Below are 10,326 nucleotides of genomic sequence, written 5' to 3'. Positions count from 1 at the left end.
CCCCGCGCCCCCGCGCCCCCCCCCCCCCCCGGGGGGGGGGGGCCCCCCGCCCGCCGCCATCGAGGCGATCCGCGCCTACGGCGGCACCGCGATGGCGGACCCCGCGCTGCTGGGCGACCTCGCGCAGGTGCGGTCCCGCGCGCTGGTGGTGTGGGGCGAGGACGACCAGGTGATCGGCACCGGCTACGGCCGGGAGTACGCGGCCGCCTTCCCGGACGCCCGATTCGCGGTCATCACCGGCGCCGGGCACCTGCCGCAGGTCCAGGCACCGGCCGCGACCTTCGCCGTCATCGACGAGTTCCTGGCCGCGGCTCGGGGCTGACCGCGGGCTCCCGGGCCGGGTCGGCGAGCAGGCCGCGCAGCAGCTCCAACCGCTCCGCGGATCGGCTGCCCGGCTCGGCCGTGTAGGCGATCAGCACCGGCCCCGGCCCGCCCGGCAACGGGTAGGCGTCCCAGTCGAGGTCGAGCTCACCGACCAGCGGGTGCGCGAAGTGCTTGCGCCCGCGGGTGCGTTCCCGCACGTCGTGGCGCGCCCAGAACCGGCGGAACTCCTCGCTGCGCACGCTGAGCTCGCCGACCAGCTCCTTCGCCCGCGGGTGGTCCGGGTCGGCGGCCACGGAGGCGCGCAGCATCCCGATGTACTCCAACGCGCTCGACGCCCAGTCCGGGCACACCTCGCGGGCGTCCGGGTGGTGGAACAGCGCGCGCAGCACGTTGCGCTCGTGCGGCGGCTGCTGGTCGAGGCCGCCGAACAGCGAACCGGCGAGCGCGTTCCAGGCCAGCACGTCCAGGTGCCTGCCCAGCACCAGCGCGGGGCCGCCGATGGTGTGCAGCAGCCGCCGCGTGCTCGCGGGCACCCGCTCCGGGGTGCGCCGGCGCACCGGTTCCGGGCGGCGGGCGGCGCGGGCCAACGCGTGCAGGTGCCGGGTCTCGTCCTCGTCCAGTTCCAGCGCGCGGGCCAGCGCGTCCAGCACCTCCTCGGAGGGACGCACGTCCCGGCCCTGTTCCATCCGCTGGTAGTAATCGGTGCTGACCCCGGCCAGCAGCGCCAGCTCCTCGCGCCGCAGCCCGGCCACCTTGCGCCGCGGCCCCGGTTCCAGGCCGACGTCCTGCGGGCGCAGCCGGGCGCGCCGGGTGCGCAGGAAGTCGGCCAGCTCGCGGGAGTGGGAACCGTTCATAGCTGCGATTCTGCCCGCTCCGGGGCCGCGCAGGGTGGGTCCGGTGGTCCCAGGGAACGGGCGCCGACCGGTCCCGCCCGGCCTCACCGGAAAAGGAATTCGGCGGATGCTACGGGTCCCACACCATTCCGGAGAACGGTTGTCGTGTTCTCGCCAACGCCCCGGGTGAACCGGCCGTGAACCTGTTCGAAAGCACCGGATCATCCTCTGGGAATCGTCCACCCGGAACCTTATGATCATGCCGGTCACACGGCGATCGGAAGGTTGTGCTGCGATGGGAACACTGGAAACCGGCAGAAGGCGCGGCACCCGGCGGCTCGGGAAGTCCTCGTTCGCGTTCCGCGCCCTGGTCGGCACCGCGGTGCTGTTCGTGGGCCTGCCACCTGCGGTGGCGCTGGCCGATCCGCCGCAGGCGCTGCCCGGCAGCGCGGCCGAGGCGGACGCGAAGTGGCAGCCCGCTTTCGATTACGACGGTGACGGCTGCTATCCCACTCCGGCCATCGGGCCGGACGGCACCCTCGCTCCCGGATTGGAACCGTCCGGTGCGCTGAACGGGAATTGCCACGACCAGTCGGACTTGGACAACACCAATTCCTACTCGCGCTCGAAGTGCGACGGCGACTGGTGCGCGTACATGTACGACCTCTACTTCGAGAAGGACCAGGCGCTCGGCGGGGTGCACGACGCGTTCGGGCACCGCCACGACATCGAGCACGTGGTGATCTGGGTGAACGACGACCAGGCGAAGTACGTCTCCACCTCCGCGCACGGCGACTTCTCCACCTACCCGGCCGAGGAGGTGGGCTTCGAGGACACCCACGCGAAGATCATCTACCACAAGGACGGGCCGAGCACGCACTGCTTCCGCCTCGCGGGCAAGGACGAGGAGCCGGAGAACCACTACGGCACCTGGCAGTACCCGGACCTGGTGAGCTGGGAGAACTACCCGGAGGGCATCCGCGACGCGCTGACCTCCGCCGACTTCGGCAGCGCCAGCCTCGGCATCAAGGACGACGCCTTCGCGGGCAACCTCGCGAAGGCCAAGCCCGACGACATCCAGTTCGACCCGGAGGCCTGAGCCCCACCCGGCCGGGCGCGCGCCCCCCCCCCGGGGCCCCGGTTGACCCGCACCCCCCCCGGGGGGCCCCCCCCCCCCCCGCCCCATACCCCCACCCGCCCGCGCGCGCCGCCCGGCCGGTCCCCGGGTTCACCGGCACTCCGCGCGGGCGGCGCTCGCCCCGCGCTCCGCTTCCCCGCTCCGGCCGGCGCTCCTCCCCCGGCTCCAGCGGACCAGGGCGATCGCGAGTCCGAAGACCACCGCGAATTCGACGAGCAGGACGGCCCAGACGGCGACCGACGACATGGCGACTCCTCTCCGAGGGGATCGTGCGACTTCCATCGTCGGTTCGGCCCACCCCCGCGACCAGTGGCCGGATGGACAACATGTGGAAGAATCGGGCCATGACGCGGACGAAGGTCGTGGTGCTGGTGCGGCCGGGGTTGCAACCGATGGAGCTGGGGATCGTGCACCAGCTGTTCGCGCTGGCGACCGGCCCCGGCGGTGAACCCCACTACGAGGTGCTGACCTGCGCGCCGGTTCCCGGGCAGGTGCGCACCACCGGGGACTTCGAGATCACCGTCCCGCACGGGCCGGAGGTCCTCGCGGACGCCGACCTCGTGTTCGTGCCCGCCTCCGATGCGGACTACGTGGCGGATTTCGCGCTCCCCGACGACGTGCGGGACGCGCTCGCCCGGGTTCCGGCGCGCCCGCGGATCGCGTCGATCTGCAGCGGGGCGTTCGTGCTCGCCGCGGCCGGACTGCTCGACGGGCGGCGGGCCACCACGCACTGGAACGCGGCCGACCGGTTCCGCCGCGCGTTCCCGCGGGTCGAACTGGACCCGGCGGTGCTGTACGTGGACGAAGGGCCGGTGCTGACCTCCGCGGGCGAGACCTCCGGGATCGACCTGTGCCTGCACCTGATCCGGGAGGCCCACGGCACGGCGGTCGCCAACGACGTCGCGCGGCTGGCGGTGGTGCCCGCGCACCGCGACGGCGGGCAGGCCCAGTTCATCCGCCGCGCCGTGCCCGACCCGCGCAGCTCGTCCACCGCGCGCGCCCGCGCGCTCGCGCTGGAGAACCTGCACCGCGCGCTGCCGCTGCGCGAACTCGCCGAGCTCGAATCGATGAGCGTGCGCACCTTCACCCGCCGGTTCCGCGACGAGACCGGGCTGTCCCCGGTGCAGTGGCTGACCGGGCAGCGCGTCGAACGCGCCCGGCAGCTGCTGGAGGAGACCGAACTGCCGGTCGACCAGATCGCCGCCGACGCCGGGTTCGGCACCGCCGCCTCGCTGCGCCAGCACCTGCGGGCCCGGCTGGGCATCTCCCCCAGCACTTACCGCGGCACCTTCCGGCCTGGCGGCACCGACGACGCCGCCTGATCAGTCCGCAGTGGACGATCGGCGGGTTTGCCGTCACACCAGCGAGTTCTCCCACAGCTCACGAAGGGAATCCGGCGCGAGGACCCGGCCGGGCGGGCCCGCGGCGTGCAGGCGCCCGTCGCGGAGCAGCAGCGCGTGGTCGGCGTCCCGCGCCTCGGCGAGGTCGTGGGTCACGTGGACGACGGTGGTGCCGCGGGACTTCTCCTCGTCCAGCACCTCGGTGATCCGCCGCTGCGCGGTGACGTCGAGCCCCGCCGCCGGTTCGTCGAGCAGCAGCAGTTCGGCCTGCTGCGCGAGGCCCTGCGCGACCAGCACCCGCTGCCGCTGACCGCCGGAGAGCGCGCCGCGCGGGCGGTCCGCCCGCTCGCCCACGTCCAGCCGTTCCAGGCAGTCGGCGACGATGCGGCGGTCCTGCCGCGACAACCGCCGCCACGGCCCGGTCCGCGCCCACCGCCCCATCTCCACGGTGGCGCGCACCGTCATCGGCAGCGCGTCCGACACCGCGCTGCGCTGCACCACCAGCGCCACCTCCCCCCGGCGCCGCACCGAACCCGAGGTCACCGGCAGCACGCCGGCGAGCACGCCGAGCAGCGTGGACTTCCCGGAACCGTTGGGGCCGACCACCGCCGTGCGGGCGCCGATGGGGAACGCGGCGGTGACCCGGTGCAGCACCGGGTTCCGGCGGTATCCCGCGGACACCTCGTGCAGCACCGCCGCGGGGTGGTCTTCGTCGGTGATCGCTCTCACGGGAGACAGTCTACAACGACAATCGTTTTCAATATAGGGTGATCCGTCATGGATTGGTTGTTCATCCCTTTTGAGGTGTCCTTCGTGCAGCGCGCGCTGTGGGCCGGGGTGCTGGTCTCGCTGATCTGCGCGCTCGCCGGCACCTGGGTCGTGCTGCGCGGCATGGCCTTCCTGGGGGACGCCATGTCGCACGGGATGCTGCCGGGGGTGGCGCTCGCGGCGCTGCTCGGCGGTGACCTGCTGCTCGGCGCCGCGCTGAGCGCCGGGGTGATGGCCTTCGGCGTGACGGTGCTGGGGCGGTCGCGGCGGCTGTCCGCGGACACCGGGATCGGGCTGCTGTTCGTGGGCATGCTCGCCGCCGGGGTCATCATCGTGTCGCACTCGCAGTCGTTCGCCGTGGACCTCACCGGATTCCTGTTCGGCGACGTGCTCGCCGTGACCCCGCCCGAACTCGGGCAGCTCGGCATCGCGCTCGCGCTGGCCGCGCTGATCTCGCTGGCCGGGCACCGCGCCTTCGTCGCGCTCGCCTTCGACCCGCGCAAGGCCCGCACCCTCGGCCTGCGCCCCGGCCTCGCGCACGCGCTGCTGCTGGGCCTGGTGACGCTGGCGATCGTCGCCTCCTTCCGCGTCGTCGGCACGCTGCTGGTGTTCGGGCTGCTCATCGCGCCGCCCGCGGCGGCCGTGCTGTGGGCGAAGCGGATTCCGGTGGTGATGGCGGTGGCCGCCGCGCTCGGGATGCTCTCCACCGCGCTCGGGCTGCTGGCGTCCTGGCACTGGGGCACCGCCGCCGGCGCGACCATCGCGGCCACCGCCGTCGCCCTCTTCTTCCTGTCCGCGCTCGGCGCCGAACTGCGCGACCGGGTGCGGGATCGACCGCACCGAACGGAGCCCGCCCTGTGAAACCGACACCGACCGTCCTCGTCGCGGCGCTCGCGCTGGCGACCACCGCCTGCGGGGCACCGGCCGAACCACCACCGCCCGCGCCGCACGGATACGTGGCGGGCGCCGAGGAATCCGCCGAAGCGCAGTCGCGGCTCGTCGTCGCCGACGCCACCACCGGCGGGGTGCGCGTGCTCGACCTGCTCACCGAGGAGGTCGTGGAACTCGCGCCGGTGCCCGGGATCCGGGCGATCAGCACCGACGGGCGGCACGCCTACCTCAGCGGCGACCGCGGCACGCACGTCGTCGACAGCGGGTCCTGGATGGTCGACCACGGCGACCACGTGCACTACTACCGGGCCGAGATCCGCGACGCCGGCGACCTCGCCGGAGCGGCCGTCGCGGCGCACGGCGATCCGAAGGTCTCCGCGGTGTCCACCCGGGACGGCGCGGCGGTGCTGCTGGACCGGACGGCGCTCGACGCCGGCACCGCCCGCCCCACCGGCGAGGTCCCCGTCGCGCCCGGAACCGCCGCCGTGCCCTACGAGGCCCACCTGATCGCCGCCGGCGCCGACGGCACCGTGCGGGTGCTCGACCGGTCCGGGAAGCCGACCGCCACCGTGGAACCGCCCTGCCCCGAACCGGAGGGCACCGCGCTGACCCGGCGCGGCGTCGTGTTCGGCTGCGCCGACGGCGCGTTGCTCGTCGCCGAGGACGACGACGCCTTCCACGGCGAGAAGATCCCCTACCCGCGCGCGGTCGGCGCGGGCGAACGCGCCCGCGACTTCCAGCAGCGCCCCGGCAGCTCCACCCTCGCCGCCCGCGCGGGCGACCGCGGCACCTGGTCGCTCGACGTCGGTGACCGCGCCTGGACCTACGCCGAGACCGGGCCGGCCGTCGCGGTGAACGCCGTCGGCGAGGGCGGCCCGCTGCTGGCGCTCACCGCCGACGGCGTGCTGCACGCCCACGACCCGGAAACCGGGGAGCAGACCGCGGAAACCCGCGTCACCGCGCGGCCGGTGGACCCGGCCGGACCGCTGCCGGTGATCCTGGTGGACACCTCCCGCGCCTACGTCAACGACGTCGCCACCGGCACCGTGCACGAGATCGACTACAACGACTCGCTGCGCCAGGCCCGCCGGTTCGAGCTCGGCGGGCAGGCCACGCACGTGGTGGAGACCGGCCGATGAGCGCCCGGCTCACGGCCGCCGTCGCGGTGCTCGCCGCGCTGCTCGGCCTCACCGCCTGCACCGGTTCCGCGCAGCGCGCCGAGATCGTGGTGACCACCAACATCCTCGGCGACATCACCCGCAACGTCGTCGGCGACCAGGCCGAGGTGTCGGTGCTGATGCGCCCCGGCGCCGACCCGCACTCGTTCGGGATCTCCGCGCAGCAGGCCGCGGAGGTGGAGCTCGCCGAACTCGTCGTGCACAACGGGCTCGGGCTCGAAGAAGGCGTGCAGCGCACCGTCGACGCCGCCCGCGGCGCCGGGGTCGCCACCCTGCCCGTCGCCGAACGCGTCGACCCGATCGACTACACCGGCGACGAATCCCGCGGCCAGGCCGACCCGCACTTCTGGACCGACCCGAGCCGCGTCGCCGAGGCCGTCGACCTCATCGCGCAGCAGGTCGTCGAGCACGTCGACGGCGTCGACCCGGCGGTGGTGCGGGCCAACGCGGACCGCTACCGGGGCGAGGTCGAGGCGCTCGACGGCGAGACGGCGCGGCGCTTCGCCGAGTTGCCCGCCGAACGACGCAAGCTCGTCACCAACCACCACGTGTTCGGCTACCTCGCGCAGCGCTACGACTTCGAGGTGATCGGCGCGGTCATCCCCAGCGGGACCACGCTGGCCTCCCCCAGCGCCGCCGACCTCGCCGACCTCGCCGGAGCCGTGCGCGCCGCCGGGGTGCGGGCCGTGTTCGCGGACTCCTCGCAGCCCGACCGGCTCGCCCGCGCGCTCGCCGACCAGGCGGGGCTGGACGTGCGGGTGGTGCCGCTGTTCTCCGAATCGCTGAGCCCGCCCGGTGGCGGCGCCGCGACCTACCTGGAGATGGCGCGGGCCAACGCCGACGCCATCGCCACCGGACTCGCCGGATGACCCGGCGCGCGAACCTCCCACCGCACGAGAGAAGAGGACCGATCATGCCTTCCTCCAGCAAGATCGCGAGCATCGCCGCCGCGGCGCTGGTGCTCGGCGCCTGCGCCGCCCCCTCGCCGGAACCCGCGGCGGAACCGCCGACGGGCCCGCCGGTGCCGGAACCGATCGTGGCGAGCTACGACGGCGGCATCTGGGTGCTCGACGGCCGCACCCTCCAGGTCGCCGCGGACCTCCCGCTGCCCGGGTTCAACCGGCTCAACCCCGCGGGCGACGACGAGCACGTGGTCGTCTCCACCTCCGAGGGCTTCCAGCTGCTGGACGCCGCGCACCCCGAGCTGACCGACGTGAAGTTCCCCGGCGCGAAGCCCGGCCACGTCGTGCGCCACGCCGGCCGCACCGTGCTGTTCAGCGACGGCACCGGGGAGGTCACCTCCTTCGACCCGGCGCAGCTCGGCGACGGGAAACCCGCCACCGAGCACCACACCACCGCCGAACCGCACCACGGCGTCGCCGTCGAGCTGGAGGGCGGCGAACTGCTCACCACCCTCGGCAACGAGGACGAGCGGGTCGGCATCGTCGTGCTCGACGCGGACCGGAAGGAGATCGCCCGCAACGAGGACTGCCCCGGCGTGCACGGCGAGGCGACCGCGCAGGGCGGTGCCGTCGTCGTCGGCTGCGAGGACGGCGCGGTGCTCTACCGGGACGGGAAGATCACGAAGATCCACAGCCCCACCGAGTACGGCCGGATCGGCAACCAGGCCGGTTCCGAGCACTCCCCCGTGGTCCTCGGCGACTACAAGCAGGACGAGGACGCCGAGCTGGAGCGCCCCGAGCAGGTCTCGCTCATCGACACCGCCACCGGCTCGCTGAAGCTGGTCGACCTCGGCACCAGCTACACCTTCCGGTCGCTGGCCCGCGGCCCGCAGGGCGAAGCGCTGGTGCTCGGCACCGACGGCGGCCTCCGCGTCATCGACCCGGCCGCGGGACGCGTCGTGCGGACCATCCCGGTCACCGGGTCCTGGCAGGAGCCGCTGGAGTGGCAGCAGCCGCGGCCCGCGCTGTTCGTCCGCGGCGGCACCGCCTACGTCACCGACCCGGGCGAGAAGGTGATCCACGCGATCGACCTCGCCACCGGCGAGAAGACCGCGACCGGGCAGCTGCCCGCCGCGCCCAACGAGCTCAGCGGCGTGCAGGCCTGACCCCGGATCGATCGAGGACGCCGGGGCCCCCGGCCCCCCCCCCCCGGCGCCCCGCCGCGGGGGGGGGGGGGGGCCCCCCCCCGCCCCCCCCCCGGGGGGGGGGGGGCCGGCGCCCCCCGGCCGGGGCACCGCGGCGCGGCGGCCCCCCCCCCCGGGGGGCCCCCGCGTCGCGTTCGCCGAGTTGCCGACACATGCGCGCCCACTAATGTGACGGGGGCCGGAAGGTTGCTCCATCCGGCGGTCGTGTCCGAACGAAACGCAGTTGCGAGGTTTTCATGACCACCGCTCACGCCCAGCACACCGACCACCAGCACGCGCACGGACCGGATTGCGGGCACGTGGCCGTCCCGCACGGCGACCACACCGACTACGTGCACGACGGGCACCTGCACCGCGCTCACGACGACCACTACGACGAGTGCGAGCAGACCGAGCACGTCGCGCACGACGGGCACTCGCACGTGCACGGCTCCGGCTGCGGCCACGTCGCCATCCCGCACGGGGACCACACGGACTACCTGCACGACGGGCACCGCCACGCCGCGCACGACGACCACTACGACGAGCACTGACGAACCGCACCACCCCGGGGGGGGGGGGGGGCCGGCGCCCGCGCCGCCGGAGGGACGGCCGGGGGTGGCCCCACGCGGTACGTCCCCGCCCGCCCCGGCCCCCCCCCCCGCGGGCGGGGGCCCGCGGTGGGGGGGGCGGGGGGGGCGGGTCGGGGGGGGGGGGGGGCGGGGGTCACCCGCGGCGCCGTGGGCGGGTGGCCTGGGCTGGGGCCGGGTTCGCCGCTTCACGACTCCGACGCCACCAACCGCAGCTCGGTCCCCGCCGCCCGGATCCCCTCCGCCGCCGCGTCGGCCAGCGCGGCGTCGGTGACGACCTCGTCGAAGGCGGTCAGCGGCGCGACCTTGTAGCGCCCGAACGTCCCGTACTTGGAGGATCCGGCGACCAGCAGGGATTTCGAGGCGGTGGCCATCGCGGCGTGCTTGACCTCCACCTTGCGCTCGGACGGCGTGGTGACGCCGCGCAGCAGGTCCCAGGAGCTGGCGCTGACGAACGCGACGTCCAGTGCGAGCTGCCGCAGCGTGGCGGCGGCGAGCCGTCCGACGGTGGAGCGGTTCGCCGGTTCGACGAGCCCGCCGAGGTGGATCACGTCGAGGTGGGTGGCGGGCAGCAACCGCTCCACGGCGGTGAAGTCGTTGGTGACGACGGTGAGCTCCGCGCGCTCCACCAGCAGCGGGATCATGGTGAGCATCGTGGTGCCCGCGTCGAGGTAGACGGTCATGCCGTCGCGGACGTGCCGGGCCGCTTCCCGCGCCATCGCCTGTTTCGCGGGCTGCTCGGTGACGGACTTGTCCTGGTAGGTCGGTTCGGCGTGCAGCTGGCTGGCGATGCGGGCGCCGCCGGGCACGGAGAACACGAGCCCGCGGCGTTCGAGTTCGGCGAGGTCGCGGCGCACCGTCATGTGCGAGATGCCGAACAGCTGGGTGATCTGCTGGACGCTGAGCACGCCTTCGCGCCGCAGGTGCTTGACCAGTTGTTCGCGCCGCTGGTCCGGAATGAGCGGCGGGTTGCCCGACGCGTCCATGCCCTGCTCCCGTCTCGTGCCGCCGGGCTGCTCCGCCCGGCGGCTCCCATTGTCGCGGCCGTCCGCCCGGGGCTCCGCGGAACCCGCTGGAAACCCCGCCCGCCCGGGCGCGCCGGGCGGGCGGGGGGCTCGATCAGGTGACCAGCGCGCTCAGCAGCAGGACGCCGCCGCGGCTCAGCACCGCCTGCACGG

General features: G+C 74.6%; 12 protein-coding genes. 8 read left to right on the top strand and 4 right to left on the bottom strand.

Translation table 11 applies throughout. From position 1 onward, the window contains the following. The coding region (locus LCD31_RS26825) for an alpha/beta fold hydrolase (RefSeq protein ID WP_374201687.1) at positions 1 to 322 on the top strand (322 nt) is incomplete at its 5' end. Here LCD31_RS26825 and LCD31_RS26820 read toward each other — a convergent pair. Continuing rightward, entirely contained in the window at positions 288 to 1,178 is an 891-nt protein-coding gene (locus tag LCD31_RS26820) for a helix-turn-helix transcriptional regulator (RefSeq protein ID WP_224962616.1), read from the bottom strand. The two genes, LCD31_RS26825 and LCD31_RS26820, sit on opposite strands and share 35 nt — an antisense overlap. 274 nt (positions 1,179 to 1,452) lie before the next feature. On the opposite strand from LCD31_RS26820, the gene LCD31_RS26815 reads away from it, so the two are divergent. After that, positions 1,453 to 2,256, top strand: a complete 804-nt coding sequence (locus LCD31_RS26815) for an NPP1 family protein (RefSeq protein WP_224962614.1) — start codon at positions 1,453 to 1,455, stop codon at positions 2,254 to 2,256. A gap of 129 nt (positions 2,257 to 2,385) precedes the next feature. Here the strand turns inward: LCD31_RS26815 and LCD31_RS26810 are convergent, their stop codons facing one another. Further along, on the bottom strand, positions 2,386 to 2,541 hold the full coding sequence (locus LCD31_RS26810; RefSeq protein WP_224962612.1) for a hypothetical protein: 156 nt from the start codon (positions 2,539 to 2,541) through the stop codon (positions 2,386 to 2,388). A gap of 98 nt (positions 2,542 to 2,639) precedes the next feature. On the opposite strand from LCD31_RS26810, the gene LCD31_RS26805 reads away from it, so the two are divergent. Then, a complete protein-coding gene (locus tag LCD31_RS26805; protein ID WP_374201686.1) occupies positions 2,640 to 3,617 on the top strand; it encodes a GlxA family transcriptional regulator in 978 nt (325 codons plus the stop codon). Between the two features lie 33 nt (positions 3,618 to 3,650). Here LCD31_RS26805 and aztA read toward each other — a convergent pair whose 3' ends face one another. Beyond that, a complete protein-coding gene (gene aztA, locus LCD31_RS26800) occupies positions 3,651 to 4,364 on the bottom strand; it encodes a zinc ABC transporter ATP-binding protein AztA (RefSeq protein WP_224962608.1) in 714 nt (237 codons plus the stop codon). A gap of 48 nt (positions 4,365 to 4,412) precedes the next feature. Between aztA and aztB the strand changes: the two genes are divergently transcribed. The 5 genes from aztB (at position 4,413) to LCD31_RS26775 (ending at position 9,112) form a co-directional block, all read left to right on the top strand. Further along, on the top strand, positions 4,413 to 5,264 hold the full coding sequence (gene aztB, locus LCD31_RS26795) for a zinc ABC transporter permease AztB (protein WP_224962606.1): 852 nt from the start codon (positions 4,413 to 4,415) through the stop codon (positions 5,262 to 5,264). Continuing rightward, positions 5,261 to 6,433 (top strand): hypothetical protein, encoded by a 1,173-nt coding sequence (locus tag LCD31_RS26790; RefSeq protein ID WP_224962604.1) that lies wholly within the window; start codon positions 5,261 to 5,263, stop codon positions 6,431 to 6,433. Before aztB ends, LCD31_RS26790 begins: the two co-directional genes overlap by 4 nt. After that, positions 6,430 to 7,341 (top strand): zinc ABC transporter substrate-binding protein AztC, encoded by a 912-nt coding sequence (gene aztC / locus LCD31_RS26785; protein WP_224962602.1) that lies wholly within the window; start codon positions 6,430 to 6,432, stop codon positions 7,339 to 7,341. The genes LCD31_RS26790 and aztC overlap by 4 nt, the downstream gene beginning before the upstream one ends. 44 nt (positions 7,342 to 7,385) lie before the next feature. After that, entirely contained in the window at positions 7,386 to 8,540 is a 1,155-nt protein-coding gene (gene aztD, locus LCD31_RS26780; RefSeq protein WP_224962600.1) for a zinc metallochaperone AztD, read from the top strand. A 275-nt stretch (positions 8,541 to 8,815) separates the two neighbouring features. Then, a complete protein-coding gene (locus LCD31_RS26775; protein ID WP_224962598.1) occupies positions 8,816 to 9,112 on the top strand; it encodes a hypothetical protein in 297 nt (98 codons plus the stop codon). A gap of 224 nt (positions 9,113 to 9,336) precedes the next feature. Here LCD31_RS26775 and LCD31_RS26770 read toward each other — a convergent pair whose 3' ends face one another. Further along, positions 9,337 to 10,134: a DeoR/GlpR family DNA-binding transcription regulator gene (locus tag LCD31_RS26770; protein ID WP_224962596.1), complete on the bottom strand. Its 798-nt coding sequence runs from the start codon at positions 10,132 to 10,134 to the stop codon at positions 9,337 to 9,339. Positions 10,135 to 10,326: the final 192 nt, after the last annotated feature.

Source organism: Saccharopolyspora sp. 6M (genome assembly GCF_020176775.1).
In the GTDB taxonomy this organism is placed as follows: Bacteria; Actinomycetota; Actinomycetes; order Mycobacteriales; family Pseudonocardiaceae; genus Saccharopolyspora_C; species Saccharopolyspora_C gregorii.
Note: the sequence above shows the minus strand (reverse complement) of the source record. Positions and strands in the feature narration are given on the sequence as shown.